The organism is Marimonas lutisalis (assembly GCF_005434965.1).
GTDB classification, from domain to species: domain Bacteria; phylum Pseudomonadota; class Alphaproteobacteria; order Rhodobacterales; family Rhodobacteraceae; genus Marimonas_A; species Marimonas_A lutisalis.
In genome coordinates this window covers 262,421-288,456 of the sequence record NZ_SKCI01000001.1, presented here as the reverse complement: position 1 = coordinate 288,456, position 26,036 = coordinate 262,421, and the positions used below count along the sequence as shown (strand labels likewise).

General features: G+C 64.8%; 26 protein-coding genes. 7 read left to right on the top strand and 19 right to left on the bottom strand.

What is annotated here, in order from left to right; all coding sequences use genetic code 11:
* Window positions 1-23: 23 nt before the first annotated feature.
* The 8 genes from E0501_RS21070 to ruvC form a co-directional block, all read right to left on the bottom strand.
* Window positions 24-1,199 (bottom strand): LysR substrate-binding domain-containing protein, encoded by a 1,176-nt coding sequence (locus E0501_RS21070; protein WP_205123437.1) that lies wholly within the window; start codon window positions 1,197-1,199, stop codon window positions 24-26.
* A 5-nt stretch (window positions 1,200-1,204) separates the two neighbouring features.
* Window positions 1,205-2,344 carry an aromatic ring-hydroxylating oxygenase subunit alpha gene (locus E0501_RS01420; RefSeq protein WP_137699565.1) on the bottom strand — a complete coding sequence of 380 codons (1,140 nt, stop codon included), beginning with the start codon at window positions 2,342-2,344 and terminating at the stop codon, window positions 1,205-1,207.
* A gap of 3 nt (window positions 2,345-2,347) precedes the next feature.
* Window positions 2,348-3,607, bottom strand: coding sequence for a flavin-containing monooxygenase (locus tag E0501_RS01415; RefSeq protein ID WP_137699564.1), 1,260 nt, complete (start codon window positions 3,605-3,607; stop codon window positions 2,348-2,350).
* A gap of 116 nt (window positions 3,608-3,723) precedes the next feature.
* Window positions 3,724-4,254, bottom strand: coding sequence for an RNA 2',3'-cyclic phosphodiesterase (gene thpR, locus E0501_RS01410; RefSeq protein ID WP_161594525.1), 531 nt, complete (start codon window positions 4,252-4,254; stop codon window positions 3,724-3,726).
* A 103-nt stretch (window positions 4,255-4,357) separates the two neighbouring features.
* Window positions 4,358-4,984, bottom strand: a complete 627-nt coding sequence (locus E0501_RS01405; RefSeq protein ID WP_137699562.1) for a hypothetical protein — start codon at window positions 4,982-4,984, stop codon at window positions 4,358-4,360.
* A 210-nt stretch (window positions 4,985-5,194) separates the two neighbouring features.
* Window positions 5,195-6,229: a Holliday junction branch migration DNA helicase RuvB gene (gene ruvB / locus E0501_RS01400; protein WP_137699561.1), complete on the bottom strand. Its 1,035-nt coding sequence runs from the start codon at window positions 6,227-6,229 to the stop codon at window positions 5,195-5,197.
* Window positions 6,230-6,232: 3 nt separating this feature from the next.
* Window positions 6,233-6,913, bottom strand: coding sequence for a Holliday junction branch migration protein RuvA (gene ruvA / locus E0501_RS01395; RefSeq protein WP_137699560.1), 681 nt, complete (start codon window positions 6,911-6,913; stop codon window positions 6,233-6,235).
* Complete coding sequence (ruvC, locus tag E0501_RS01390) at window positions 6,910-7,416, bottom strand: crossover junction endodeoxyribonuclease RuvC (protein WP_137699559.1); 507 nt, start codon at window positions 7,414-7,416, stop codon at window positions 6,910-6,912. The genes ruvA and ruvC overlap by 4 nt, the downstream gene beginning before the upstream one ends.
* A gap of 321 nt (window positions 7,417-7,737) precedes the next feature.
* Here ruvC and E0501_RS01385 point away from each other — a divergent pair, with 321 nt between their 5' ends.
* A complete protein-coding gene (locus E0501_RS01385) occupies window positions 7,738-7,944 on the top strand; it encodes a DUF1127 domain-containing protein (RefSeq protein ID WP_137699558.1) in 207 nt (68 codons plus the stop codon).
* Window positions 7,945-8,042: 98 nt separating this feature from the next.
* Here the strand turns inward: E0501_RS01385 and E0501_RS01380 are convergent, their stop codons facing one another.
* The 3 genes from E0501_RS01380 to E0501_RS01370 all read right to left on the bottom strand — a co-directional run bounded on the left by E0501_RS01380 (window position 8,043) and on the right by E0501_RS01370 (window position 10,660).
* The gene (locus E0501_RS01380) at window positions 8,043-8,387 is read right to left on the bottom strand and encodes a hypothetical protein (protein ID WP_137699557.1); all 345 of its coding nucleotides are present in this window, start codon (window positions 8,385-8,387) and stop codon (window positions 8,043-8,045) included.
* A gap of 104 nt (window positions 8,388-8,491) precedes the next feature.
* Window positions 8,492-9,364, bottom strand: coding sequence for a 50S ribosomal protein L11 methyltransferase (locus tag E0501_RS01375; protein ID WP_137699556.1), 873 nt, complete (start codon window positions 9,362-9,364; stop codon window positions 8,492-8,494).
* Between the two features lie 60 nt (window positions 9,365-9,424).
* Entirely contained in the window at window positions 9,425-10,660 is a 1,236-nt protein-coding gene (locus E0501_RS01370) for an MFS transporter (protein WP_137699555.1), read from the bottom strand.
* 110 nt (window positions 10,661-10,770) lie between these two features.
* Between E0501_RS01370 and E0501_RS01365 the strand changes: the two genes are divergently transcribed.
* Window positions 10,771-11,832 carry a YeeE/YedE family protein gene (locus E0501_RS01365; RefSeq protein ID WP_137699554.1) on the top strand — a complete coding sequence of 354 codons (1,062 nt, stop codon included), beginning with the start codon at window positions 10,771-10,773 and terminating at the stop codon, window positions 11,830-11,832.
* Between the two features lie 7 nt (window positions 11,833-11,839).
* Here the strand turns inward: E0501_RS01365 and E0501_RS01360 are convergent, their stop codons facing one another.
* Entirely contained in the window at window positions 11,840-14,035 is a 2,196-nt protein-coding gene (locus E0501_RS01360) for a primosomal protein N' (RefSeq protein ID WP_137699553.1), read from the bottom strand.
* 88 nt (window positions 14,036-14,123) lie between these two features.
* On the opposite strand from E0501_RS01360, the gene fsa reads away from it, so the two are divergent.
* From fsa to E0501_RS01340, 4 genes are read left to right on the top strand one after another with little or no spacing between them, the layout of a single operon-like run.
* Window positions 14,124-14,777, top strand: a complete 654-nt coding sequence (gene fsa / locus E0501_RS01355) for a fructose-6-phosphate aldolase (protein ID WP_137699552.1) — start codon at window positions 14,124-14,126, stop codon at window positions 14,775-14,777.
* A 39-nt stretch (window positions 14,778-14,816) separates the two neighbouring features.
* The gene (locus E0501_RS01350; RefSeq protein ID WP_137699551.1) at window positions 14,817-15,524 is read left to right on the top strand and encodes a DUF484 family protein; all 708 of its coding nucleotides are present in this window, start codon (window positions 14,817-14,819) and stop codon (window positions 15,522-15,524) included.
* Window positions 15,521-16,444, top strand: a complete 924-nt coding sequence (locus tag E0501_RS01345) for a tyrosine recombinase XerC (protein WP_137699550.1) — start codon at window positions 15,521-15,523, stop codon at window positions 16,442-16,444. Before E0501_RS01350 ends, E0501_RS01345 begins: the two co-directional genes overlap by 4 nt.
* Window positions 16,445-16,461: 17 nt before the next feature.
* Window positions 16,462-17,166, top strand: a complete 705-nt coding sequence (locus E0501_RS01340) for a CDP-alcohol phosphatidyltransferase family protein (protein ID WP_137699549.1) — start codon at window positions 16,462-16,464, stop codon at window positions 17,164-17,166.
* Between the two features lie 121 nt (window positions 17,167-17,287).
* Here E0501_RS01340 and E0501_RS01335 read toward each other — a convergent pair whose 3' ends face one another.
* The gene (locus E0501_RS01335; RefSeq protein ID WP_137699548.1) at window positions 17,288-17,740 is read right to left on the bottom strand and encodes a methylated-DNA--[protein]-cysteine S-methyltransferase; all 453 of its coding nucleotides are present in this window, start codon (window positions 17,738-17,740) and stop codon (window positions 17,288-17,290) included.
* Window positions 17,741-17,839: 99 nt separating this feature from the next.
* Window positions 17,840-20,752: an isoleucine--tRNA ligase gene (ileS, locus tag E0501_RS01330; protein WP_137699547.1), complete on the bottom strand. Its 2,913-nt coding sequence runs from the start codon at window positions 20,750-20,752 to the stop codon at window positions 17,840-17,842.
* 257 nt (window positions 20,753-21,009) lie between these two features.
* On the opposite strand from ileS, the gene E0501_RS01325 reads away from it, so the two are divergent.
* Window positions 21,010-21,417, top strand: coding sequence for a group III truncated hemoglobin (locus E0501_RS01325; RefSeq protein ID WP_137699546.1), 408 nt, complete (start codon window positions 21,010-21,012; stop codon window positions 21,415-21,417).
* A 3-nt stretch (window positions 21,418-21,420) separates the two neighbouring features.
* Here E0501_RS01325 and E0501_RS01320 read toward each other — a convergent pair whose 3' ends face one another.
* The 5 genes from E0501_RS01320 to E0501_RS01300 are packed head-to-tail and all read right to left on the bottom strand — an operon-like array spanning window position 21,421 to window position 26,036.
* Entirely contained in the window at window positions 21,421-21,903 is a 483-nt protein-coding gene (locus E0501_RS01320) for a DUF2269 family protein (protein WP_137699545.1), read from the bottom strand.
* Window positions 21,900-23,198: an SDR family oxidoreductase gene (locus E0501_RS01315; protein ID WP_137699544.1), complete on the bottom strand. Its 1,299-nt coding sequence runs from the start codon at window positions 23,196-23,198 to the stop codon at window positions 21,900-21,902. Before E0501_RS01315 ends, E0501_RS01320 begins: the two co-directional genes overlap by 4 nt.
* On the bottom strand, window positions 23,195-24,205 hold the full coding sequence (locus E0501_RS01310; RefSeq protein WP_137699543.1) for a YcjF family protein: 1,011 nt from the start codon (window positions 24,203-24,205) through the stop codon (window positions 23,195-23,197). Before E0501_RS01310 ends, E0501_RS01315 begins: the two co-directional genes overlap by 4 nt.
* Window positions 24,202-24,624, bottom strand: coding sequence for a GNAT family N-acetyltransferase (locus tag E0501_RS01305; protein WP_137699542.1), 423 nt, complete (start codon window positions 24,622-24,624; stop codon window positions 24,202-24,204). Before E0501_RS01305 ends, E0501_RS01310 begins: the two co-directional genes overlap by 4 nt.
* Complete coding sequence (locus E0501_RS01300) at window positions 24,621-26,036, bottom strand: YcjX family GTP-binding protein (protein ID WP_137699541.1); 1,416 nt, start codon at window positions 26,034-26,036, stop codon at window positions 24,621-24,623. Before E0501_RS01300 ends, E0501_RS01305 begins: the two co-directional genes overlap by 4 nt.

Below are 26,036 nucleotides of genomic sequence, written 5' to 3'. Positions count from 1 at the left end.
GTGCGCTCCAAACGCACCGCGCGTCATTCATTCAGGTCGAAATAGTCGCGGCAGAACCAGATGAACCGCTCTGCCTGCGGGCTCGGCGGCACGCCGCGCCGCGTGGCCAGCATCACCCGGGTCGGCTCCACATCCGCCATCAGCGGGCGGGTCACCAGAAGATGCCCGTCATAACTCACGCTCGCCGCCGGCCGCGTCGCCAGCAGGGCAAATCCCAGCCGTTGGCCGACCAGCCCCCGCACCATCTCGAAATTCGAACTGCGATAGGCCACGCGCGGCGCCACGCCCGCCCGTTCCAGAACCGATGTGAAATAGTCCCCGCTTGGGCTTTCCCCCAACAGGATCATCGGATGCTCGGCCAGGTCGTCGGGCGTCAGCGTGTGCTTTTCCGCCAGCGGATGATCCTGCGCCAGAAGCACATAGGGGCTCAGCTCGGTCAGTAGCATCGCCTCCAACCCCTCGGGCAGGCCGGTGTCGTAGAGCAGCGCCAGGTCGGCCTCGCCCGCCATCACCGCCTCCTGCACGCGGCGCTGATCGCCCTCGATCAACTCGATCTGCAGCCCCTCGTCGGCCTCGGTCATGCGCCGGACGATGTCGGGCAACAGGACCGGCCCGAAGGTGTGGAAACATCCCACGGTCAACCGCCTGCGCGCGCCCTTGCCCGCCACCGTCACCGTGGCCGGCGTCTCGATCCGCGTCGCCGCGCTATAGGATCTGCGCGCATAGATCAGGGGCGAACCGCCCTCGGCGATGAAAATATCGTCCACCTCGCCAAAGAACACGTGATGCGTGCCCACCTTCTCGGACGACACGACATGGCAGTCGAACCCGACCAAGGGGTCCACCACCCGCGGCGCGCCCGACGGCATCGCCCGCCAGTCCGCGCAGTCGAACTTGTCGGCGACCTGGTCCTTGAACCGGCCCGCGAAAGTGTCGGAGATATAGGCCTGGTCATCCTTCAGGATGTTCACGCAGAACACCCCGTTCCCGATGATCTGCGCCGCCACCGGGCTCGCTTCGTTGACACAGATCAGCAGCGTCGGGCGCGGGGTGTCCGCGCTCACGCTCGACATCGCCGAGACGGTCACGCCACCGCGCCCCGCGGGCCCGTCCGTGGTCACCACGCTCACCGTGCTTGCCGCATGGCTCATGCCGCCGATGAACCTGTCTCGCAGTTCGGCGGCACGGGGGCTGGTCATGTCGTTCATCCTTGGCCAGATGTCTTCGCGTAAAGGTATTTCGCGAAATCATAATTCGGGCGTTCAAGGTGGCTCAGGTGGCCCGGCCTTGCAAGGCCCGACTTCAACCCGGCATAAACCTTCTCCGTACAGCCCCGGTCCTCGACATTCACCTCGTCCAGCAGGGTTTTCAGGTCGACGAAGTTCTGCTGCGCATCCGCATCGCCCCTGTAATCGTCCGACATGCCCCCGCCAAAACGGATATGCACCTTGCCCGGTTCCACCGGGTGCAGGCTCAGGTACCAGAAATACCCCGGCGTCAGCGTGATCAGAAGCGACGGGTAAATCGCCAGCAGGAAGGTGGTGCGCCGCATGTCACCCTCCAGCCGGTCATTGCTGGGATGCGCCATCGCGATGCGCAAGGAATCGTCCTTCAGGATCGTATGGTAGTTGAACGCCGCCCGCCCCGGCGGACAGACCATCTCCTCCAGCTTGCTCAACCCCCCGATCGTGCCCGCGTGACAGACCGGCAGGTGATAGCTTTCCATGAAGTTCTCGGCCAGCACCTTCCAGTTGGTGTCCCAGACATGCTCCTCATAGAAGCTCTCGGAATAGTTGGTCATGTCATAGCCCGCGACCATCTCCCCGACCTCGGCCAGTTGCCGGGCCACCGGCGGCGCCTCCGGGTTCAGCGTGATGAACACCCAGCCCAGCCATTCCTCGCAGCCCACCGCGGGCAGCTTGTACGCCTCCTTGCAGAACCCCTCGTTCAGGCTCATCGCCGGCGCCCCGCGCAGGCTGCCATCAAGGTTGTAGGTCCAGCCATGATAGGGACAGGTCAGCGCCCTTGCATGGCCCCGCCCCTCCAGCATTGTGCTCATCCGGTGCAGGCACACGTTCGACAGCGCGCGCAACCCGCCCTCGCGGTCGCGCAGCACCACCACCGGCTGTCCGGCAAGCTCGGCGGTCACGTAATCGCCCGCCTCGCGTAGCGCATCGGCGCGGCCCACGCAGTACCATTCCTTCGCAAACACCTCCGAAATCTCGCGCTCCATGAAGGTCTGGCTGGTATAGACCGACGGCGGCATCGCCCGGGCCTGTTCGAACGGCTGGCCCACATTCTCGGCCAGTTCGGCCAGCGCATTTGGTCTCAGGTCATTGGCCATGGCTCACACCTCCCCCGGCGCGCGATAGGCGCCATAGCCGCGCTGAATGCCGATCTGGTCGGCCAGGAACTTCGCGTCATGCCACACCCCCCAGATAAAGGACGACCCCCGCCGCGACAGCCACGGCAGGCCCAGGAAATAGACCCCCGGCTCGGGCGACACGCCCCGTTGATGCACCGGCCGGCCCGCCTCGTCAAAGGCGTCCACCTTCAGCCAGGAATAATCCGTCCTGAAGCCCGTGGCCCAGATGATCGTGCCCACCCCGGCCTCGGCCAGGTCCAGCGCACGCAGCGGATCGCTCACGCAGTCCGGTTCGGGGCCGAAGGCGCGCGCTTCGGGCTCTTCCGGCAGGTCCAGCCCCATCCGCGCCACATAGGCATCGGCCTGGTCCAGCAACGACAGGTAATTCTCGTCGCCCCGCCGGATGTTCTCGGCCAAGTCCGGCGCAAACCGCATCACGCCGCCCTCGCAGGTCTCGGTCATGCCGACCAGCGTGATGCCCTCGTTGCCAAGGCGGCGGAAATCCACCGTCTCGCCCCCCTGGGCGCCGCTGACGGCAATGGTCACATGCTCGGCGCCTTTCGGCGGCGCGGCCATGTCCCACAGGTTCAGCACCCCCAGCCACCAGACGAAATCACGCCCGCGATAACGCCGTGGCGGCCGGTCATGCGGCCCCACCGACAGGTACACCTTGCGCCCGGCCCGGTTCAGCTCATCGGCAATCTGCACGCCCGACGATCCGGCCCCCACCACCAGAACCGCCCCCTCGGGCAGGTCCTCGGGGTTGCGATACCCCGTCGAATGCATCTGCACCACGTCGGTCGCCTCGGGCACGATGGGCGGGATCACCGGCACCTGGAACGGCCCCGTCGCCGCCACGATCCGCTGCGCCTCGATCACGCCGGCGCTGGTCTCGGCCGTGAACCCGCCGCGCCCCGCGTTGCGCGTCACGCTCAGCACCTCGACGCCACAGCGAATGGGCGCATCGATCTGCCCGGCAAATTCCTCGAAATACTCCGCCACCCGCTCCTTGTCCGGAAACCCGTCCGGATCCTCGCCCGCGAATTCCAGCTCGGGAAAGCGGTCATGCCAGGCCGGCCCGTTCATCACCAGCGAATCCCACCGCTCCGAGCGCCAGCGCTCGGCGATCCGGCCGCGCTCCAGAACGATATGCGGAATACCCGCCTTGCCCAGATGCGCACTCATGGCAAGCCCCGCCTGCCCCCCGCCCACGATGAGCGTGTCCGTTGTCTCGATTCCCATTCCCGCGTCCTTTTCCTGTCTCGCCCCGGCCATCCGCCGGGTGCGCGCCGCTGCAGGATGCCCGCAGCTAAACTTAGGCAAAAGAATATTATTCCGGACTTTAGATTAGCGAAAATCTAATAGAATTCATAGCGCGCCAAGGCGACATAGCGCGGCCCGTCCGGGCGCAACTCCGAGCGGTAGAGCCCGAACGCCTCCGCGCGCGCCTCCAGCGGCGGGATCGGTCCCAACTGCCCAGCCAGCTGCACCTCGTCACGTCGCGACATCTCGCGCCCGAACCGGGTCAGCGTCACATGCGGGCGGAACCGCTCACGGCGCAGGTCCACGCCCGCGCCGCGCACCGCCTGGGCCACTGCGCGCTGCACTGTCTCCAATGCTGCGCGACGCTCGACCGTGGCAAAGGCCAGCTTCGGCTTGCGCCCCTCGAACACGTCGAGCCCCGTCACCCGCAGCACAGGCGCCGCCAGCCGCAGTCCCGCCAGCGCCTCGTCCACCTCCGCCAGCCGCGCCTCGTCCACCTCGCCCAGGAAGGCCAGCGTCAGGTGCAGGTTCTCCTCATCCACCAGCCGCCCCGGCAACCCGTCCTGCCAAGGCAAGAGCCCATCCAGAATATCCTCGGGCAGCTCGATCGCCACGAACACCCTCATCCCCCTGCCCCCATCCATTCATCTTGCCCCAAATATCCCGGGGGTGTGGGGGCTGGCCCCCACATGCCGATCGCGGACATGTCAACCGCCGCAAACCGCATGCCTAGCCCGCCTGCATCCGCGCAAACAGCCGCAGACTGTGTGACGCACCGTCTTCCGCCATCACCGGCAGTACCGGGTCATAGCCGGCGGCGATCACCCCCGCGATCTCGGGCCGCAGGATCACCTGCCCCTCGGGAAGTTTCGCCAGCGGCGAGGTTTCGGCAAAGGCGCGCGCGCCCCACAGCAGCATCACCTGCACCGCCTGGGCCAGCGCCAGGTCCTCCACCGCCATCTGCGACAGCGCCGCATCCATCCGCAGGAACACGAAGGCCGCCTTGATCGCGCCGCTCTCCTCGAAGCGGAAGAACCGGTACTGGTTGGCGTCCTGCGCTTTCAGGCGCTCGACCGTGTCGTCCAGCCCCGGCACCATCTTCTCCAGCCCGTCAAGCCCAAGCAGCTCGTCCCACTCGCGGAAGAAGAACAGCATCAGGTTGCCGCCCAGCTCCGGATCGGTTTCGGCCATCTTGTGGCCCGCCAGCGTGACCACCGCCTCGATCGCGCCCTTGACCACCGCCAGCGTCTTGTCGTCCACGCCAAAGACCACCGGCACGATGGGCCTTGCCCAGCGCGCAAACAGATAGCTGCCATCGTCGCGGGTAAAGAGCTGCTCGATCTCTTGCGGTGTCATGCGCGGGGTCCCTCCTGGCTGCGGGCACGTGATGCCCCAGCCGCCCGGGCGGTGCAACCCGGCGCACGCTCGCGTGCGCCTCGCGCCGCCGTTAACTTTTTCGCCGAGTCGCAGACCCCGATTGCCCGGCAGCCGGATGTCAGCCGGACGGTGCACGCAAGTCACCCACCCTGTTTTCGGCCCAAAGGCCCCGGTTAACGCCCCGCGCGCTCAGCCGTCGAACATGTCGGTCTGGCCTTTGCCCGCCGGCGCCGGCGGCGTCAGCCCCAGGTGGCTCCACCCCTTGTGCGCCAGCATCCGCCCGCGCGGCGTGCGCTGGATCAGGCCCTGCTGCAAAAGGTAGGGCTCGATCACGTCTTCCAACGCGTCGCGCGGCTCGCTCAGCGCCGCCGCTATGGTCTCGATCCCCACCGGCCCGCCGTGATAATTCTCTGCAATCAGCGTGAGATAGCGCCGGTCCGCCCCGTCGAGGCCCAGCTCGTCCACGCCCAGCCGTGTCAGCGCCGCATCGGCCAGCGCGCGGGTGATCCGCCCCCCGCCCTCGACCACGGCGAAATCAACCACCCGGCGCAGCAGACGCCCGGCAATCCGCGGGGTCCCGCGCGACCGCTTTGCGATCTCCAGCGCACCCTCCGGCTCGGCCTCGATGCCCAGCTTACGCGCATTGGCGCTCACAATCTGGTTCAGCTCGTGAATTTCGTAGAACTGCAACCGCGTCGGAATCCCGAACCGGTCGCGCAGCGGCGTCGTCAGCAGGCCCAGCCGCGTGGTCGCGCCGACCAGCGTGAAGGGTTGCAGCTCGATCCGGACCGTGCGTGCCGCCGGCCCCTCGCCGATCACCAGATCCAGCTCGAAATCCTCCATGGCGGGATAGAGCACTTCTTCCACCGCCGGGTTAAGCCTGTGAATTTCATCGATAAACAAAACATCCCGCGCCTCGAGGTTGGTGAGGATCGCCGCCAGATCGCCGGCCTTGGCCAGAACCGGCCCGCTGGTCATCCGGAACCCCACGCCCAGCTCGCGCGCCATTATCTGCGCCAGTGTCGTCTTGCCCAGCCCCGGCGGGCCGTGAAACAACGTGTGGTCCATCGCCTCGCCGCGCATCCGCGCCGACTGGATGAACACCGCCAGGTTCGCCCGCGCCTCTTCCTGGCCCACGAACTCGTCCAGCATCTGCGGGCGCAATGCCCGGTCCGCATCCTCGGGCAGGGCCTCGGCGCGCAATGTCGGATCGGGTTCCGTCATGATTTATCCCTTCGGAGCCAGGAGCTTGAGCGCCGCCCGGATCAGGGCGGCGGTATCCGCTTCAGGCGCCTCGCCCGCTGCTTGCGCGACGGCGCTTGCCGCCTCACCCGGCGCATATCCCAGATTCGACAGCGCTGAAAGCGCCTCGGATTGCGCCGCGGCACTGCCGCCGCCTGTTTGCGCCGATTTGCGTGGTGCGGATGTGACCGGTTCGATCAACTCATCGCCGGTATCCGCCTCGGGCTCCAGCGTGGCACTCAGCGTACCCCCCATCGCCATCACCGCCGGGGCCTTGTCCTTCAACTCGTTCACAACGCGCTGCGCGGTTTTCGGCCCGATCCCCTTGGCCGCCTTCACGGCGTTCCAGTCGCCCAGCGCGATCGCCCTGTTAACGCCTTCTGCACCAAGCGTGCCCAGAATGGCCATCGACGCTTTTGCTCCCACGCCCTGAACACTCATCAACAGCCTGTGCCACTCCTTTTCGATCAGCGATGGAAAACCGAACAACTGCAGCAGGTCCTCCCGCACCAGCAGGTCGGTGTAAAGCGCCACTGCCTCGCCTGAGCCGGGCAGCGTGGCCATCGTGCGCTCCGAACAATAGACAAGGTAACCCACCCCCCGCACATCGATCAGCACGTGATCGTCGCCCCTGTAGTCCAGCCGCCCGCTGATCTTTCCGATCATGTGCCCACCTTTCTCAGTGCTGCTCCCACCGCCGCGGCTGGCTGCGCGTGATGTGCATGGCAGATCGCGATCGCCAGAGCATCCGCTGCGTCCGGGCCTTCCGGAACGGCCCCCGGCAGCTGCATTTTCACCATGTGCGCAACCTGGGTCTTATCTGCATGGCCGACGCCGACAACGGTTTTCTTGATCGCATTCGGGGCGTACTCCCCGATGCTCAGCCCCGCCTGCGCCGGCACCAGCATGGCAATGCCCCGCGCCTGGCCCAGTTTCAGTGTTGCCGCTCCATCCTTGTTGACGAATGTCTTCTCAACCGCAGCCGTATCGGGCCGGAACTGCGCCACCACCGCGCTCAGCTGCTCATGCAATCGCAGCAGGCGCTGCGCCAATTCCCCGCTTCCCGAATGGCAGATTCCATTGGCGACGTGGCTCAGGCGACTGCCGTCGACATCGATCACCCCCCATCCCAGGTTTCGAAGCCCGGGGTCGATCCCTAAAACCCGCATCGTTTTCGCCTGCTCTGTTGCCTTTTTGAACCACTAGCACGAAAGGGGAACATTTGCCAACGTCTATACGCATGGGGCTCAAAAACGACAGCCCCGGCACCATGGCGACACCCGGCGCCGGAAAACGCCTTCGCAAATGCAGAAAGCGACATGAGCTCAGGCAGATTTTCGCCTTATTTTCTGATGTTTAATTCATATTTTGCCTATGCAGAAACTGCATAGGTCATATGCCATTTTCGCTGCTTGTCCTTTTCAGGCGATCGGCCTATCTGCCCCATCGAAATCGCAATGACCATCACTCTAACCAAAGGGAATACGGATATGGCTGCAATCGACACCCCCCGCGTTCAGCTCACCGCTGGCACCAACGGCCGTATCGGCCAGATCTTCGCATCGCTGCGTGCGATGATCGTTACATGGAACGATGCCCGCGTGACCCGCAATGCACTGTCCCAGCTCAGCGACCGCGAGTTGGAAGATATCGGCCTGTGCCGCGGTGACATCGACTTCATCGCATCCAAGCACTGACCGTTTTTCAGTTCCGAAAAAGCGAAGCGCCGCGCCCTGGAGGGGGACGCGGCGCTTTGTCTTTTCAGACGCCTGAACTGATGGCCGGATATTCCGGCCTAGTTGATAAAGGGATCAACCTTTGATGCGATCCAGACGGTAAGCGCGTCGAGCTGCAATGCCCAGGCCCCCGCCTGTTCAATCACCGTGCCCGAGCGCAGCGTCTCGACACGTTCCTGATAACCCGTCATGCCGAAATGGGCGACGGCAACACTCTTGAACACACAAAATCCGAGAAAAAGATAGGCAAGCCCCTTCAAGGGAACCTGCGGCAGCCGCCGGCGCGCCCGTACCGCGATCAGACCGTCCGGCCCAACCGTCGTCCGATAGCCGTCCGAGACACGATTGTGCGCGCGATCGATACGGCTCAACCGTTTTTCGAAGTTCTTGAAGTCATCTGCCATTGCAGCCTCCAGCGCATGCCCCCACCGGAGTTCATCTGTTGATCGCCGACGATTGTGGCGAATTTGTGGCAAACCCCTAAAATAAGGCGAAAATCCGACGCGCCTTATTCCGGTTTTTTCATGATTGTCGTCGTCCACTCACCAATCTGGGCGCGATACTCAAGATTGATGCCAGCTTCGGCATAAGCGGCCACCACATCATCGCCTTGTTCGTTCAAAATGCCCGAAAGAATCGCCCGCCCCCCCGGCGCCAGCGCCGCCGCCAGATCGGGGGCCAACGCGATCAGCGGACCTTTCAGGATATTGGCGAATATCAGGTCGAACGGCGCCGCCGCGCGCAGTTCGGGGTGGTCGAACCCGGCGGCTTCGATGCATTTCACACGCCCTTCCAACCCGTTGGCACGCACGTTTGCCTCGGCCACGTCCACCGCAACCTCGTCGATGTCACTGGCAATGATCGCGGCCGGCCAGATCCGGGCGGCGGCCATCGCCAGAACGGCGGTGCCACAGCCGATATCGGCAACACTTCGCGGCTCGAACCCCTGCTCGATCAGGCGGTCCAGCGCCTGCAGACAGCCCAAGGTGGTGCCATGGTGTCCCGTGCCAAAGGCCATCGCCGCATCGATCAGCAACGGTTCGCTTCCAACCGGCACTTTGTCCGCGTCATGGCTGCCATAGACAAAGAACCGTCCCGCCTCGACCGGGGCCAGTTCACGGCGAACCTTGGCCACCCAATCGGTTTCAGGCAGTTCCGAGATCACGAAGGGCCGAGCGTCATGCATCGCTTCCAGCAATGCCAGGCCGGCCCGGTCAGGTTCTTCGGTGAAATAGCCGCCGACCTCCCAAAGGCCCGAACCGTCCTCGAGTTCGAAAACGCCAACGCCCGTGGGTTCGGGATCAAGCCGCTCCATCGCCTCTCCAAGCGCTTCTGCAGCTGCCTTGCCAGCAAGGGTCGTGAGGGCGGTAAAGGTGGGCATGGGTCACTCCGGTGTTTTTCTTGCGCCTAAAACCAAGGCGCGCAGGCGTCAATATCACTATCACTCGGCCGGGGCCGCGCGCACGAAGCGCGCAAAAACGGTTTCGTTACCCGGTTCGGGATGGCGCGGGATCAGCAGCGCCAGAAACAGCGAAACCGACGCCATGCAGGCCGCCAACACGAACACCGCTCCCGGTGAGACCAGCCACAGATAGCCCAGCAATGCCGGCAGGAACACCGCCGCGATATGGTTGATGGTAAAAGCCACGGCCGCCGTGGGCGCGATATCGCCCGGATCGGCGATTTTCTGGAAATAGGTCTTCAACGCTAGTGCCAGCGCAAAGAACATGTGATCCAGCACATAGAGCACAGCCGCAAGGACAACACCCCAGCTGAAAAAGTAGATCCCGCCATAGGCAAGGAACACACAGACAAGCCCGACATATTCAAAGGCCAGCGAATTGCGCTCTCCGAACCGGCCGACAACCCGCCCGAAGAGCGGCGCAGCGACGATATTGATGACAAGGTTGATAAGGTAGAGACCTGTCACCTCGTGCACGTCGAAACCGAATTTCTCGACCATCATGAAGCCTGCAAACACGATGAAGATCTGCCGCCGTGCGCCGGCCATGAACTGCAGCGCGTAATAGAGCCAATAGCGCCGCCGCAGCACCATCTTCTTGACCTGCGGATTTGGCGCTTCGAATTGCGGGTAGGCGAAAAAGCAGACAACCGCGATCAACGCGGTGACACCCCCCGAAACCATGTAGACGAAGTTGTAGCTCAGATCGAAGGCTTGCCATGTCAGTACGATCAACCCATAGGCCACCAGAGTTGCTGCCGAGCCGGCGGCCAGAAGCAGGCCCAGAACCTGCGGCGCCCGATCCTTCGGCAGCCATTGCAGCTGCAGCGACTGGTTGACCGTTTCGTAATAGTGAAACCCGATGGAGCTGAGCATGGTGATGGTCAGAATCCCCGCCATCGAGGGGAACCACGCCGTCAGTGCCGTCGCCAGGCCGAGCAGGACAAGCGACACCAGCGCAAGCACCTGTTCGCGCACGAAAATGATGATGGCGATCACACCGATGGCCAGGAAACCGGGAATTTCCCGCACCGTGTGCAGCCATCCATTGTCGGACCCGTCGAACTTGCCAACCTCGATAATGAAGTTGTTGAGCAACGCAGACCATGTCGCGAATGCGATCGGCATCGCCGCCGCCATCACGAACAACAGCCCGACAGGACGCCGCCATAGCGGCAGGTGGTCCGTCTGATCGAGTGGAATCGTCTTACTCATAGCCTCGAATACGCCTTTTCCCGCACGTTGCCCAGAACAACTGATCTGGATCAAGGAAACGCATCATCGAAACTGCATATGTCCAGCGCAGCAAACAGCAGGACAAGCACATGGACCTTATCGCCATTGTCGAACGGATCGGAGAGGGGCCGACGGCCGCGCTTTTCGGCCTGATCACCGGAATCGTGTTCGGTGTCGCCGCGCAGCGCTCGCGTTTTTGCCTACGCGCGGCCACGGTCGAATTCGCCCGCGGGCTGATGCAGGACAAGGTGGCCGTGTGGCTGCTCACCTTCTCGACCGCGCTGGTCTGGGTTCAGGGCGCCGAGCTTCTGGGCCTGATGCGCAGCGATGATGCCCGCATGATGGCCGTGCCGGGCAGCTGGTCGGGCGCGATCATCGGTGGCCTGATGTTTGGCGTCGGCATGGTGCTGGCGCGCGGCTGCTCGGGCCGTCTCCTGGTTCTGGCCGCCACGGGCAACCTGCGCTCAGTGGTCTCGGGGCTTGTCTTTGCCGTGGTGGCGCAGATGTCGCTCTCGGGATGGCTATCGCCCCTGCGGGACAAGCTGGCGGGCCTCTGGATCACCAAGGGCGGCCACAACCTTGATCTGCTGACCTTCTTCCACCTGCCCGACTACTTCGGCCTGCTTCTGGGCCTCGTGACGGCTGGGCTGGCGCTTTTCATTTCCTATCGCAACAGGATCGGGTTCTCGCGCCTGGTGTTCGCCTCGGGTGTCGGGTTCGCGGTCGCGCTTGGATGGGTGCTGACATACACGCTCAGCCAGATCTCCTTTGATCCCATGCCGATCGAAAGCGCCACTTTCTCGGGGCCGTCGGCCAACACCTTGATGTTCTTTCTCGATCGCAATGCCGTGCTTGAATTCGACATCGGCCTGGTGCCGGGGGTGGTGATCGGGTCTTTCCTTTCGTCCATTCTGGCCCGTGAATTCAAGTTCCAGGGCTTCACCGATGAATCGAACATGCGTCGCTCGATGACCGGCGCAGTCCTGATGGGATTTGGCGCGATGCTGGCGGGCGGCTGCGCCATCGGCGCAGGTGTCACCGGTGGCTCGATTTTCGCGGGCACGGCTTGGCTGGCGCTGTTCTGCATGTGGATCGGGGCAATGATCACCGACATGCTGGTCGACCAGACCCGCGTCGCCGCGACCGTCTGAACCGGTCTCAGTAGAAGCTCTGTGGGTCGATATCGACCGTCAGGCGCAGGTTGGTGCTGCCCTTCACCTGCGCCACCCATTTCGCAACCGCCTGCTGCAGCGCAACGCCCTTTGGCGCCTTGACCAGCAATCGTACGCGATGGCGTCCGCGGATGCGCGCCACGGGTGCCGGGGCCGGGCCGAAAACCTGCGCCCCGATCTGGCGCAGTGGCGCATCCTCGCGCGCAAGGAAACCACCGGCGTCAAAGGCTTCCTGCATATCCGTCGATGACAGGATGATCCCGGCCATCCGACCGAAGGGCGGCACGCCCGCATGGCGGCGCTCCTCCGCCTCGGCGCGCCAGAACGCCTGTTCGTCGCCCGCCAGGATGGCCCGGATGACGGGATGTTCCGGCTGGTAGGTCTGCAAAAGCGCCTCACCGGGCTTGTCCGCACGACCAGCCCGGCCCGATACCTGCCGCATCAGCTGGAACGTGCGTTCAGCCGCGCGCAGGTCAGACCCCTGCAAACCGAGATCGGCATCAATCACGCCAACCAGCGTCAACAGAGGAAAATTGTGACCCTTCGCCACCAGTTGCGTGCCGATGATTATGTCGGCGCCGCCTTCGGCGATCTCGGTGATCCGCGCCTTCAAGGCCCGGGCCGAGCCGAAAAGATCTGACGACAGCGTGGCGATCCGCGCCTCGGGAAACAGCTCCGCAGCTTCCTCGCTTAACCGCTCGACACCTGGGCCCACGGCGGCCAGGCGGTCTTCGGCCTCGCAGGACGGGCAGGTTTCCGGCATCGGCTTCGTTTCGCCGCATTGGTGACAGACCAGCCGTTTCAGGAACCGGTGTTCAACCATGCGCGCATCGCAATGGTCGCACCCGATCTGATGTCCGCAGGCCCGGCAGATCGTAACGGGCGCATAGCCACGGCGGTTTAGGAACAGCAGGGCCTGTTCACCCTGCTGTATCCGTATCTCGACTGCGGTCTTCAGGCGCGGCGAAATCCAGCGGTTCGACGGCAGATCGACCCCGCGCATATCCAGCGCGCGCATGTCCGGCAGGACAGACTCGCCAAATCGGCTGGTCAGTTCCAGTTTTTCGTATTTGCCGGCCTCGGCATTGGTCCAGCTTTCCAAACTGGGCGTGGCCGAAGCGAGCACGACCTGCGCGCCGCAGATCGACGCGCGCAAAACCGCCATGTCGCGCGCATTGTAAAGCACGCCATCTTCCTGCTTGTAGGAGGTGTCATGCTCCTCATCCACGACGATCAGGCCAAGATCGAGAAACGGAAGAAACAGGGCCGAGCGCGCACCGACAACCAGTTGCGCGCCGCCCTGCCCCACCATCTTCCAGGCCCGGCGGCGCTCGGTCATGGTCACGCCCGAATGCCATTCCACGGGTTTCGCGCCAAACCGTTCTTCGACCCGCGCGATGAACTCGGCGCTGAGAGCGATTTCCGGCAGCAGCACCAGAGCCTGCCGCCGAAGCGCCAGGCATTCGGCCACAGCTTCGAGATAGACCTCGGTCTTGCCTGATCCCGTCACCCCCCGCAGAAGCGTCGTGCCATAGCCCCCCGATTGCACACCCGCGCGCAGTTTCTCAGCCGCGGCGGCCTGATCCTCGGTCAGCGCCTTGCGGGCATAGCCTTCGTCCAGCATCGGGAAGGGCATGTCGCGCGGCGTGTCCTCTTCCCGCACGGCGCCGATCTTGACCAAGCCCTTGACGACAGAGGGTGTAACCCCGGCGGCATCGCTCAACTCCTTGAGCGTGAAGGACAACCCGCCATATTCATCCAGCGCCTCCAGAACGCGGCGGCGCGCGTCGGTCATCCGTTCAGGCGTGGTATCGCCGGGGCGATAGACCTTGCGCATCGACGGCGGATCGCCCAACCCCGGCGCGCGCGTGGCAAGCCGTAGCATCGCCGGCATGGGCGTAAGCGTGTAGGCCGCCGCGCGTTCAAGGAATTGTTGCATCTCCTCGCGCATCGGCGCGACATCGAGCACACGGATGACCGAGCGGATGCGTGACAGGTCGAAATCACCGCGCCCTTCGGCCCAGACGACCCCCGGCACCTTGCGTGGCCCAAGCGGCACCTCGACGAACGCGCCTAGGTGGCAGCCCCCTTCAGGGGCCCGGTAATCCAGAAGGCGGTCGAGCGGCTGTGTCGTCAAAACCGCAACGAGATCGCCTTCGTCAAAAAAGTCCTTCTGGCCCATGGCCGCTCCGGGTTAGGGGGTTTCGAGACATGTTAGTATCGGGTAAAGCGAGCGCTGACAAAACCCAACCCACGCAGGGGCACAACAAATGAAATTCTTCGTTGATACCGCCGAGATCGACGCAATCGCCGAGCTCAATGATCTGGGCATGGCCGACGGGGTGACGACGAACCCGTCTCTCATCATGAAATCGGGTCGCGATATCCTTGAGGTCACGAAAGAAATCGCCGAGATGATCGACGGCCCGGTCAGCGCCGAGGTGGTGGCGACCGAAGCCGAGGCGATGATCGCCGAGGGCCGCAAGCTGGCCAAGATCGCCGACAACATCGCCGTGAAAGTACCGCTGACCTGGGACGGACTGAAGGCCTGCAAGGCGCTGAGCGCCGATGGCCACATGGTGAACGTGACCCTGTGTTTCAGCATCAACCAGGCGATTCTGGCCGCTAAGGCCGGGGCGACCTTCATCAGCCCGTTCATCGGGCGGCTGGACGATATCAACCTAGATGGCATGGACCTGATCGCCGATATCCGGCAGGTCTATGACAATTACGGGTTCGAAACCGAGATCCTCGCCGCTTCGATCCGCAGCGTGAACCATATCGCCGAAAGCGCCCGTATCGGCGCCGACGTCATCACCGCCCCGCCCGGCGTGATCAAGGCAATGGTCAATCACCCGCTGACCGACAAGGGCCTGGCCACGTTTTTGGCCGATTGGGAAAAAACAGGGCAGAAAATCCTGTAAAGGCATGTTATAAGGCCCAAAATACGAATTGAGGCAGGAATGAGCAGCAAGCCCCGGATGGAAGACACCCTCCGCGAGAAGATCATTGCGGAACCGGATTTTATTCTGGAAGACCAAGATGTTATGTGCGCCCTGATCGCCGCGAACGAACGCTCGATGGGCGGCAATATCGTCGACCTGCGCGGCATCGCGATGGAGCGTCTGGAAGCGCGGCTCGACCGGCTGGAAGACACCCACCGAAGCGTGATCGCGGCCGCCTATGAGAACCTGGCTGGCACAAACCAGTTGCACCGCGCGATCCTGCGCATGCTCGACCCGGTCGAATTCGAGGTGTTCCTGAAGGACCTCGGCGGCGACGTGGCCGATATCCTGCGCGTCGATTGCGTGAAGCTGGTTTTGGAATCGGTGCAGAACGACGACGATCCGGTAGTGCAGCGGCTGGGCGACGTCCTGTCGGTGGCGGAACCGGGCTTTATCGACAGCTATCTTGCCGGTGGACGCGATGCGCCGGTGCGGCAGGTCACCCTTCGCCAGCTGAACGAAGGCGCGCCCGAAATCTACGGCGACAAGGCCGGCTGGATCCGCTCTGAGGCCTGTCTGAAACTTGATTTCGGCGAAGGGCGCCTGCCCGGTATGCTGATCATGGGATCCGAGGATCCCCACCAGTTTACACCGCAACAAGGCACTGATCTTCTTGCCTTTTTCGCAGGCGTGTTTGAAAGGGCCATGCGCCGCTGGCTGGCATGAGCCTGATTTCGCCAGCCGCGCGCGATGCGCTGCAAGGCTGGCTGGCCTGGCACCGCGCGCTCAAGGGGGCCTCGGACAACACGATTGATGCCTATGGCCGCGACGTTTCGGAATTCCTGGCCTTCATCGCCACGCACAAGGGCGAGGCGCAGGGCCTGAAACCCCTGATGGCGCTGAGCGTGTCGGACATGCGCAGCTGGATGGCCTTTACCCGTGGCCAGGGTGTTTCCGCGCGATCAATGGCGCGCAAGCTGTCGGCCGTGAAGAGCTTTTTTCGCTGGCTGTCCGAACGCGAAGCAGTGGACGTGTCGGCGGTGTTGTCGGCGCGGGCACCGAAATTCCAGCGCAAACTGCCCCGCCCATTGGCCGAGGATGCCGCCAGGGCGATGATCGACACAGTCGAAAACCAGAGCCAGAGCCCCTGGGTTGCTGCGCGTGACATGGCGGTTCTGACCCTTCTTTACGGCTGCGGGCTGCGGATTTCCGAGGCACTGGGGCTGGATGGGCGGGATGCACCGCTGCCGGATGTTCTGAGGATTGTCGGCAAAGGGGGTAAAGAAAGGGTTGTGCCAGTGATCGGTGCCGCGCGGCAGGCGGTGGACCAGTACCTCGAACTGTCTCCGTGGCCGCACGAATCGGATGAGCCCTTGTTCCGCGGAATGCGCGGTGGCAGGCTGAGCCCGCGGGCGGTGCAAAAGGTCATGGCACAGGTGCGCATGCAGCTGGGCCTGCCCTCGAGCGCCACGCCGCACGCGATGCGGCACAGTTTCGCCACCCATCTTCTGAGTGCGGGCGGCGACCTGCGCGCCATCCAGGAGCTTCTGGGCCATGCCTCGCTGAGCACGACCCAAGCCTATACCAGTGTCGACCAGGCGCGGTTGATGGAAGTTTACGACAAGGCCCACCCCAAGGCCGGCTGAGTGCAAGAAAGAACGTAATGTCGAACCGTTTCAAAGCCTTATCCGTTCACCTGCTGACTGCCACCGGTGCGGTTTTCGCCATGCTGGCGATGCTGGCGGCGGCCGATCACAAGTGGGACCTGATGTTCGTCTGGCTGGTGGTGGCCTTTGCGGTGGATGGCATCGACGGGCCTCTGGCGCGCAAATACCACGTCAAGCACAACGCGCCCGAGTTCGACGGGGTGCTGCTGGACCTGATCATCGACTACCTGACCTATGTCTTCATCCCGGCCTATGCCCTGTTTGAATCGGGGCTCTTCGAGGGCTGGACGGGCTGGGCCGCGATCATCGTCATCACCTTTGCCAGCGCCATGTATTTTGCCGATACGCGGATGAAAACAAAGGACAATTCCTTTTCCGGGTTCCCCGGATGCTGGAACATGTTCGCGATCGTGATGTTCGCGCTGACACCGAATTTCTGGGTGATCCTGGCGCTGGTCGTGCTGCTGGCCATTGCGATGTTCACACCGCTGAAATTCGTCCATCCGGTGCGCACGGAACGCTGGCGCACGATGACCTTGCCGATGGCGTTTGCCTGGACGTTCTTTGCCGGCTGGGCGGCCTGGGTGGATTTCCACCCTGAAAGCTGGGCCAGCTGGGGGCTGATTATCACCAGCGTCTACCTGATGTTTGCCGGCATCGCCCAGCAAATCATTCCTGAACGCGGCGCACGGGCCGGTTAACGCAGTTTCCGCCCCAGGAATCGGGGGGTGACATGCGTGCACCGCCCGGCTTACATCCGGCTGCCGTGGGATGGCGGGTTTCGTGAACCCGAATTTACTTAATGCTGCGCGCGGTGCCCCGTCAGATCAGGAGGCCCGCCGCGCCTTCGTGGCGCAGGAGCCAGACCTTGGTTTCGATCCCCGTGCCACCCGAGAAACCGCCCAACCCATTCGCCCCGAGCACCCGGTGACAGGGAATGATGACCGGGATCGGGTTGCCGCCGCAAGCCTGGCCCACAGCCTGCGCCGGATGGTTCAGGTCGCGGGCGATATCGCCATAGGTGCGGGTTTCGCCCAGGGGGATCGCCAGCATCGCGTCGCAGACCGCGCGCTGGAAATCCGACCCCGCGACATGCAGCGGCAGATCGAATGCCGCGCGCGTGCCCGCGAAATATTCGCTCAGCTGACGGCGCGCCTCGATCAGAAGCGGGGTTTCATCGGTACCGCCCTCCTCCCAACTCACGCGGGTGATTGCGCCATCCTGTTCGGTGACGGTCAGCGGGCCAGTGGGGGTATCGACAGTCAGGCGCGGCATGGGGAGAGGATGCGCGAAATCACGCGGCAGGGGAAGGTGGGGTGAAACCCCACCCTACGGGGCCGGTAGGGGTGGGCACGCGCCCACCCCTTGGCCGGGTCAGACCAGCGCGTCGTCACAGCGCCCGCAAACGCCGGGATGCGAATGCGTGCCGACATCGGGCAGGATCTTCCAGCAGCGCTGGCATTTCTCGCCCTCGGCTTTTTCGAACACCACGCCGACGCCCTCGATTTCCGGCAGGCGGAAGGCCTCTTGCGGCAGCGGATCGTTGGTCAGCGAGATGGCCGAGGTGATGCAGAGATCGGCGAAATCCACCGTTTTGAGGGCCGCCAGCATGTCGGCGTCGCGCACATGCACCACCGGGGCGGCCTCCAATGAGGCCCCGATCACCTTGTCGGCGCGCTGGATTTCCAGCGCCGCGGTGACGACGCGGCGCGCGCGCCGGATCATCGCCCATTTCGCCGCCAGCGCCTCGTCCAGCCAGTCTGCCGGCGTCTCGGGGATGTCCTGCAGGTGCACCGAACTCAACTCACCCGGGAAGCGCGAGAGCCAGACATCTTCCATGGTGAAGACGAGGATCGGGGCAAGCCAGGTTGTGAGACGATGGAACAGGATGTCGAGCACGGTGCGCGCAGCATGTGCGCGGGCGCTTTCGCCATCGCAATAGAGCACGTCCTTGCGGATGTCGAAATAGAAGGCCGACAGGTCTACGGTGCAGAAGTTGAAGATGGCCGAGAAGACGCCTTGGAAGTCGAACGCCTTGTAGCCGTCGCGGACCTTCTGGTCGAGCTCGGCCAGGCGGTGCAGCACCCAGCGTTCCAGTTCGGGCATGTCGGCGGGCGCGACGCGCTGGCTTTCGTCGAACTGCGCCAGGCTGCCCAGCATGAAGCGCATGGTATTGCGCAGCCGGCGATAGCTGTCGGCCACCCCCTTCAGGATTTCCGGGCCGATCCGCTGGTCGGCGGTATAGTCGGTCTGCGCCACCCAGAGGCGCAGGATATCGGCGCCGTATTGCTTGACCACTTCCTCGGGCACGATGGTATTGCCGAGCGATTTGGACATCTTGTTGCCCTTCTCGTCCAGCGTGAAGCCATGGGTGACCACGTTGCGATAGGGCGCGCGGCCGATCGTGCCGCAGCCCTGCAACAACGACGAGTGGAACCAGCCGCGGTGCTGGTCGGTGCCTTCCATGTAGACATCGGCGATCTGGTCGGGCACGCCATCGGGCCGGTCGCGCAGCACGAACGCGTGGGTTGACCCGGAATCGAACCAGACGTCGAGCACGTCGAAGACCTGGTCCCACTCCTCGGGATCATAGTCATTGCCCAGAAAACGCGCCTTGGCGCCGTCCTTGTACCAAGCGTCGGCGCCTTCGGCCTCGAACGCCTCGACGATGCGGGCATTGACGGCCTCGTCGCGCAGCAGGAAGCCCTCGTCCGTGGGCGGCGCACCTTTTTTCGTAAAGCAGGTGAGCGGCACGCCCCAGGCGCGCTGGCGCGACAGGACCCAGTCGGGCCGCGTTTCGATCATCGAATGAAGGCGGTTACGACCGGTTTGCGGGGTGAATTTCACCAGCTGGTCGATCGAGGTCAGCGCGCGTTCGCGGATCGTCTTGCCATAGGTATCGTCGCCCCCGGCGGGCACGTCGATGGCGGCGAACCATTGCGGCGTGTTGCGATAGATCACCGGCGCCTTGGAGCGCCAGGAATGCGGATAGCTGTGCTTGATCCGGCCGCGGGCCAGAAGGCCGCCCACCTCGATCAGCTTGTCGATGACGGCGGCGTTGGCGTCGCCTTCCCAATCGCCCTTCTTGGGCTTGGAGCGCAGGATATGCTTGCCACCGAAGAAGGGCAGATCCGGGCGGAAGCTGCCATCGTCCATCACGTTATAGGTGATGACCTGATCAAGCATGCCGAGATCGCGGTAGAGCTCGTATTCCTCCATCCCGTGCGACGGCGCACAATGGACAAAGCCGGTGCCCTCTTCGTCGGTGACGAAGTCGGCGGCACGGAAATCGCGCAGGTCGTCCCATTCGCCGTTCGCGCCTTCGGCCCCTGCGAGCGGGTGCTGCAGCGAGAGGCCCGCAAGCTCATCGGCGCTCACATCACGGACGCGTTTCCATTGATCGTCGGAAAGACGCGCGCGCACCATCACATCGCCGGCGAGCTTGTCGGCAAGGATGAACCTGTCGCCGACATTGGCCCAGCATTCCTCGGGCGTGGCCGTGACCTCGTAAAGGCCATAGGCAAAGCTGTCGCCGTAGACCACGGCCTTGTTCGAGGGGATGGTCCAGGGGGTCGTCGTCCAGATCACGACATTTGCGCCCTTCAGGTCGCCTTCTGTCGCGACGGGGAACTTCACCCAGATGGTGAAGCTTTGCTTGTCGTGGTATTCGACCTCGGCCTCGGCCAGCGCCGTCTGCTCGATGGGCGACCACATCACCGGTTTTGAGCCCTGATACAAAGTGCCGTTCATCAGGAATTTCTGGAACTCGGCGGCGATCACCGCCTCGGCGTGGAAATCCATCGTCAGGTAGGGATCGGCCCAGTTGCCGGTGACGCCCAGGCGCTTGAATTCCTCGCGCTGGATATCGATCCAGCCCTCGGCGAACTTGCGGCATTCCTGGCGGAAGTCGACGACATCGACCTCGTCCTTGTTCTGGCCCTTTGCGCGGTACTGCTCCTCGATCTTCCATTCGATGGGCAGGCCGTGACAGTCCCAGCCGGGAACGTAGCGGCTGTCATAGCCCATCATCTGGTGCGAGCGCACGATCATGTCCTTGATCGTCTTGTTCAGCGCGTGGCCGATATGCAGGTGACCGTTGGCATAGGGCGGGCCATCGTGCAGCACGAAGCTCTGGCGGCCCTCTTTTTCGCGCAGACGGTCGTAGATGCCAATCTTTTCCCAGCGGGCCAGCCATTCGGGCTCGCGCGTGGGCAGGCCGGCGCGCATGGGGAAATCGGTTTTCGGCAGGTTCAGCGTGTCTTTGTAATCGGGGGTTTGGTCGGTCATGACCGTCTCTTTCTCGTCTATCTGAGGAAGGGTGGGGTTCGAGATCGGCGCGGGGTCCCATACGCCTTTGCCCGGCGGCTCTTCTGGGTCAGAGCGCCGGGGATATAATTCGAATAATGATCGCGAAACCCATCATCTTGCCCCGGGTTATAGGGCGGCATCGGCGGGGCGTCCAGTGGCAGAACACGCGGCGGATTGGCGTCTTTCGTCCCTTGCGACCGCACGATATCACCGGGGCAGCACCCAAGGCAGGACAGATGGCACAGATTCCCCCCCGCTTCGACATCACCCGCGACGAGATCGAGCGCGTCGTCGCCGCCTTCTATGCGCGGGTGCGCACGCATCCGGGGCTGGGCCCGGTCTTTGCCGTGCATGTGGATGACTGGCCCGCGCACGAGGCGCGGGTGGCCGATTTCTGGGCCAATTCGATCCTGCACGAGCGCGTTTACGATGGAAACCCGGTGGCGGTGCATCGCGATGCCGGCAATGTGCGGCCGGGAATGTTCGATACCTGGCTGGCGTTGTTCGATCATGTGCTGGCGCAGGAGTTGCGGCCCGAGCAGGCACAGGCCTGGTCGGCGCTCGCGCATAAGATCGGGCGCAGCCTGCGCGCGGGCGTGGTGGAAAAGATGCAGGGCCCGGGCGGCGTGCCGATCCTGCGCTAGGCGTCAGACAAGCGCGATGTCGGGCCGCGCCAGCATCAGCCAAAGGATCGCCAGCACGGCCAGGAAGGCCGGAAGCCCGCAGACAAACCAGATGCGAAAGAGGCGGTGATAGCGTGCAGGCAGCGGGGCGCCGGACTGCTCTGCCTGGCGGGCCAGGTCACGCAGGCGGATCTGAATCCAGACAACGGGTAGCCAGAACGCCCCGGTGAGCACATAGAGCGCGATCGACAGCAGCAACCAGCCCTCGGTCAGGCTCCAGCCCAGCTCCCATGCCAGCCAGGTGCCGGTGACGGGCTGGGCCACGACAGCGGTGGCGGTAAAGATCGTATCGGCCAGCACGACGATGCCGGCGGTATGGGCGATGAGGCGCGCATCGCCCGTGCGATGCGCCATCAGCATGAAAAACGCAATCCCTGCGCCGGTGCCAAAGAGGACGGTGGCGCCGATCACGTGCAGCCAGCGCAACAGGTCGGCCAGTTCGATCATCGTTTCGACAGAAGCGGCAGCGCCACCAGCGCCAGCACAATCCCCGGCACGACCTTGACCAGCGGGCCCAGCGGATCGAGCCAGAGCCCGGGCAGGAATGTGCTGGCCGCGGCGAGGTAGCCCAGGCTGACCAGCCCCATGCCCCAGCACGCCAGGCGCGCCGTGCGCCGGACCAGCACCATGAGACCCAGGAAGATATCCAAAACCGCGCCACCGACCACGGCGGCGCTGCGCAGCGGTTCATCCCAGCCGGTGGGGGCCAGCACCGCCCGGGCCGCGTCAAGCCGGATCAGGCCGATCGCGCCGGAGGCTATCCAGAAAACCGCGAGCGTCAGGATCACCAGTGGCATCAGCAGTTGCATCCGCGCAGCCAGGCGGTTTTCGGGGCGCGCGGGCAATTCGGTGAAAATTCCGCGCAGCGATTTCATCGGCGTGCCGCCCGCCTGCCGCCATGGCTCGGCATCGCCGGTGATGCCCTGGGCCAGCGATTTCACCGCGGTCGAGCGCAGAGGCGAGCGCCAGCCCAGACGCCCCAGCGCATCGGCAATCCACGATACCGGATAGAGCGCAAAGCGCGGCGCCGGCAGCGTCAGCCGCGCCTTCCGGAACCCCAGCCATTTGCGCATTTCGCGGACCACCTCGGACAGGCGATGCGGCTCGTCCTCGACCAGGTCGGCTTCGGTGCCGGGCGGGATATCGCCCTCGATACAGGACACCACGGCGCGGGCCAGATCGGGCAGGCCCACGCACTGCACAGGCTTGCGCCCCATCGCCAGGGGCTGCACCACCGGCACCGCACAGAGGAGGCGCAAGAGCGCGGTGCCGCCATAGGCGCTGTCGGCCAACACGAGACCGGGCCTTAAAATCCAGTAATCACCGCCGAACGCGCGGATCGAAGCATCGCCCTCGGCCTTGGTCCGCATGAAGGCGGTGGGCGCGTCGGGCTCGGCCCCTGCGGCGGAAATCTGCACCAGCCCGATGCCGGACTCCGCACAGATCGAGGCCAGCGCCGCAATCGCATCGTGATGCACGGTGGCAAGCCGGTCGCCGCCGCCATCCTGCAGCGCGCCCGCGCAATTGACGACGAAATCGGCATCTTCCAGAACATCCGACCAGGCACGCGGCTCGGTCAGGTGGGCGAGATCGGAAATGAACCAATCGATGTCCGGAAACGCCGCCTTCGCCTGCACTTTGTCCCGGCCCAGCCCGATCACCCGGTGGCCACAGGCGCGCAATTCGCGCACCACGCCGCTGCCGATCAGGCCGTAGGCCCCGATGACCAGAACCGTGCTCATGCTTTGCCCTTATCCCGTCCGGTTGCGAACAGCCCTTTCAGGGCCCGGCCGACCAGCGCCGATACCGAAGGGCGCCGCCCGGCCGAAAACGGCAGGGGGCGGCAGACCTCGATCGCGGCCACGCCGACTCGGGCCGTGAGGGCCCCGTTGACGATACCTTCGCCGAACCGGCGTGAAAGTTTGCTTAACATGCTTCCACCGGCCAGGCTGCCCAGCATGTCATCGCCCACCGCAACGGCGCCTGTGGCCACCAGATGCGTCAGCACCGCGCGCACCAGGCGCCAACTGCCCAGCGTGCCCGAGCGTCCGCCATAGACCTCGGCAATGCGGCGGATCATGCGGATATTGGCGGTGAGCGCGGCAAAGACATCGGCCAGCGCCAATGGCACGATGGCGGTGACGGTGGCCACCTGCCGGGCCGCGGCCTCGACCTCGCGGCTTGCCTGTGCATCAAGCGGCGCCATCAGCTCGGTCTCGGCCAGGCCCAGTAGGGTCGCGGCATCGAACTGTTCGCCCGCGCGCTCGGCCAGCCGCTCGCGCCCCCATTTCAGCGCATCGCGGTTGGCATACAGAGTGTCCAGCCGCGCTACCACGTCGCGCGCGGCCTTGAGATCGTCCCCCGCCAGCGCCTCCTGCGCGGCGCGGTGCAGGCTGTCCATGCGTTTCAGCCGGGCAAATGCCGCCAGTTCGCGCAGGGCGATCGCCAGCAGAACCAGCAGGAAAGCCGCGACCAGCGCTGTAATCGCCCAGCCCAGAATGGGCGAGCGGTTCATCAACCCGGTCACGAAATCCCAAGCCGCCACCGAAAGAACCGTGGTCAGCAACAGCGTGAGCAACCCCCAGAACCAGCGCGCCAGCCGCGAGGGCCGCGCGGTGGCCAGCGCCGCCACCGACTGCATCGCCCGGCCTTCGGGCAGCGCGGCGTCATCGGGCACGGGCGGGGCCTCGGCCGGGCCTGCCTTGGGCGCCTTCCCCTCCAGATCGATCAGCACGGGGCCATTGGTCATGGCGCGTTCCTTTCCCAGATCATCTGCACATCGGGCACGCCGTCATCATTGCCCTCTCCGTTGCTCAGCATCGCCGGATAGAACCCGTGGCGGGCATAAAAGGCGCGGGCGGCGCCGTTGTCCTGCCCAGTCCACAATTCCAGCCGATGGGCGGCCTCCTGCGCCTCGGCCAGTAGGCGCGAGCCGATGCCTTGCCGCCGGGCGCGGGGATGGGTGTAAAGCGCGTGCACAAGTGCACCATCGCGGATGATGAAACCGCGCGGGCCCGCCGGCCCGGCCACCACACGCACCTGCCCCCGGCGGATCAGCCGCGCCAGAAGCGCCAGATCGGCGCGGCGCGCCGCTGGCCAGCCGGTTTCGCGCCACAGGATGCGGGCGATCGCGGGCAGATGCCACAGGCGGGCGCGGCGGGGGGTCATAGCCTGTCTCCGATCAGGAATTCGGCGGCGCGGTCCAGCCGGATATGCGGCGGCCCCTCGCCGGGTTTCAGGCTGAGTTGCGCCGGGGCGAACTGCATCACCGCGTAATCCGCATCCAGCCATTTTTCCGCCCCCTCGAGCGCCGGTGCCAACAGGCGCGCGGGATCCTTGGGCAGGTCGCCGGGATAGAACGCCGCCTGCTTGCCGGTATCGAGCAGCCGCCCGCGCACGCAATCGAGCGGCTTGCCGTCATGGGTGATCGTTTCCTCGACCGTGGCGCGCAACGCGGCGATCGACATCGCCCGGGTTTCGGCCCCGGCGAAATCGGCGCGGTCGGCGGCCTCGCGCACCAGCGCCTGCATGATCGCGGTCAGCCGCGGATGCTGCGTGTGGTGCATGTGATCGGCCTTGGTGGCGGCAAACAGGATCTTTTCCACCCGCCGGCCCATCAGAAGACGGCTAAGAAAGGCATTCCGCCCCGGGCGGAAGGCGCCCAGGATATCGGCCATGGCGCGGCGCATGTCCTCGACCGCCTGCGGGCCCTTGTGAATCGCGCCCAGCGCATCGACTAGAACGACCTGCCGGTCCACACGGGCGAAATGATCGCGGAAGAAGGGTTTGACGACACGCGACTTGTAGGCCTCGAACCGGCGTTCGAATTCACGCCAGAGCGACCGGCGCGGCGGCGCCTCGGGCTGGGCCATCGGCGCGAAAGTCAGCGCCGGGCTCCCTGCAAGATCACCCGGCAGCAGGAACCGCCCGGGCGTGCAATCGTAAAACCCGGCATCGCGCGCGGCGTGCAGGTATCCGGTATAGGCCTGCGCCAACGCCTGCGCCCGCGGCTCGTCCAGGGGGGCGGCGCCATCGGTGACTTGGGCCAGTTGAAGAAAACCCGCCGCCTCGTCCCGTGCCTCGATCCGCGCCAGAACCTCGGCCGACCAGTCGGCATAGCTCTTCTCCAGCAGCCCAAGGTCCAGCAGCCATTCGCCGGGATAATCGACGATATCGAGATGCACCGTGCGCGGCCCCGAAAGCCCCGCGAGGAGCCCCGCCGGCTGCACCCTGAGTGACAGACGCAGCTCGGAAATCGCCCGGGTGCTGTCGGGCCAGCGCGGGGTGCTGCCGGTCAGCGCGGCCAGATGCGCTTCGTAGTCGAAGCGTGGCACGGTGTCATCGGGCTGCGGCTGCAGAAAGGCCGCGCGGATCCGGCCCTGGGCCTCGGCGCTCAGCCCCGGCATACGGCCGCGATCCATCAGGTTGGCAATGAGCGATGTGATGAAAACGGTCTTGCCCGCCCGCGCCAGCCCGGTGACGCCCAGCCGCACGACCGGCTCGAACAGCGCCTCCGAGACCGCATCATTCACGCTCTCGACGCGGCGCGCTATTCCGTCTGCCAGCGTTGAAATGACCAC

Bases quoted from the DNA above. Each gene is read 5' to 3' on its own strand.
- E0501_RS21070 (WP_205123437.1), bottom strand. From the start codon at position 1,199: ATGACCAGCCCCCGTGCCGCCGAACTGCGAGACAGGTTCATCGGCGGC.
- E0501_RS01420 (WP_137699565.1), bottom strand. From the start codon at position 2,344: ATGGCCAATGACCTGAGACCAAATGCGCTGGCCGAACTGGCCGAGAAT.
- E0501_RS01415 (WP_137699564.1), bottom strand. From the start codon at position 3,607: ATGGGAATCGAGACAACGGACACGCTCATCGTGGGCGGGGGGCAGGCG.
- thpR (WP_161594525.1), bottom strand. From the start codon at position 4,254: ATGAGGGTGTTCGTGGCGATCGAGCTGCCCGAGGATATTCTGGATGGG.
- E0501_RS01405 (WP_137699562.1), bottom strand. From the start codon at position 4,984: ATGACACCGCAAGAGATCGAGCAGCTCTTTACCCGCGACGATGGCAGC.
- ruvB (WP_137699561.1), bottom strand. From the start codon at position 6,229: ATGACGGAACCCGATCCGACATTGCGCGCCGAGGCCCTGCCCGAGGAT.
- ruvA (WP_137699560.1), bottom strand. From the start codon at position 6,913: ATGATCGGAAAGATCAGCGGGCGGCTGGACTACAGGGGCGACGATCAC.
- ruvC (WP_137699559.1), bottom strand. From the start codon at position 7,416: ATGCGGGTTTTAGGGATCGACCCCGGGCTTCGAAACCTGGGATGGGGG.
- E0501_RS01385 (WP_137699558.1), top strand. From the start codon at position 7,738: ATGGCTGCAATCGACACCCCCCGCGTTCAGCTCACCGCTGGCACCAAC.
- E0501_RS01380 (WP_137699557.1), bottom strand. From the start codon at position 8,387: ATGGCAGATGACTTCAAGAACTTCGAAAAACGGTTGAGCCGTATCGAT.
- E0501_RS01375 (WP_137699556.1), bottom strand. From the start codon at position 9,364: ATGCCCACCTTTACCGCCCTCACGACCCTTGCTGGCAAGGCAGCTGCA.
- E0501_RS01370 (WP_137699555.1), bottom strand. From the start codon at position 10,660: ATGAGTAAGACGATTCCACTCGATCAGACGGACCACCTGCCGCTATGG.
- E0501_RS01365 (WP_137699554.1), top strand. From the start codon at position 10,771: ATGGACCTTATCGCCATTGTCGAACGGATCGGAGAGGGGCCGACGGCC.
- E0501_RS01360 (WP_137699553.1), bottom strand. From the start codon at position 14,035: ATGGGCCAGAAGGACTTTTTTGACGAAGGCGATCTCGTTGCGGTTTTG.
- fsa (WP_137699552.1), top strand. From the start codon at position 14,124: ATGAAATTCTTCGTTGATACCGCCGAGATCGACGCAATCGCCGAGCTC.
- E0501_RS01350 (WP_137699551.1), top strand. From the start codon at position 14,817: ATGAGCAGCAAGCCCCGGATGGAAGACACCCTCCGCGAGAAGATCATT.
- E0501_RS01345 (WP_137699550.1), top strand. From the start codon at position 15,521: ATGAGCCTGATTTCGCCAGCCGCGCGCGATGCGCTGCAAGGCTGGCTG.
- E0501_RS01340 (WP_137699549.1), top strand. From the start codon at position 16,462: ATGTCGAACCGTTTCAAAGCCTTATCCGTTCACCTGCTGACTGCCACC.
- E0501_RS01335 (WP_137699548.1), bottom strand. From the start codon at position 17,740: ATGCCGCGCCTGACTGTCGATACCCCCACTGGCCCGCTGACCGTCACC.
- ileS (WP_137699547.1), bottom strand. From the start codon at position 20,752: ATGACCGACCAAACCCCCGATTACAAAGACACGCTGAACCTGCCGAAA.
- E0501_RS01325 (WP_137699546.1), top strand. From the start codon at position 21,010: ATGGCACAGATTCCCCCCCGCTTCGACATCACCCGCGACGAGATCGAG.
- E0501_RS01320 (WP_137699545.1), bottom strand. From the start codon at position 21,903: ATGATCGAACTGGCCGACCTGTTGCGCTGGCTGCACGTGATCGGCGCC.
- E0501_RS01315 (WP_137699544.1), bottom strand. From the start codon at position 23,198: ATGAGCACGGTTCTGGTCATCGGGGCCTACGGCCTGATCGGCAGCGGC.
- E0501_RS01310 (WP_137699543.1), bottom strand. From the start codon at position 24,205: ATGACCAATGGCCCCGTGCTGATCGATCTGGAGGGGAAGGCGCCCAAG.
- E0501_RS01305 (WP_137699542.1), bottom strand. From the start codon at position 24,624: ATGACCCCCCGCCGCGCCCGCCTGTGGCATCTGCCCGCGATCGCCCGC.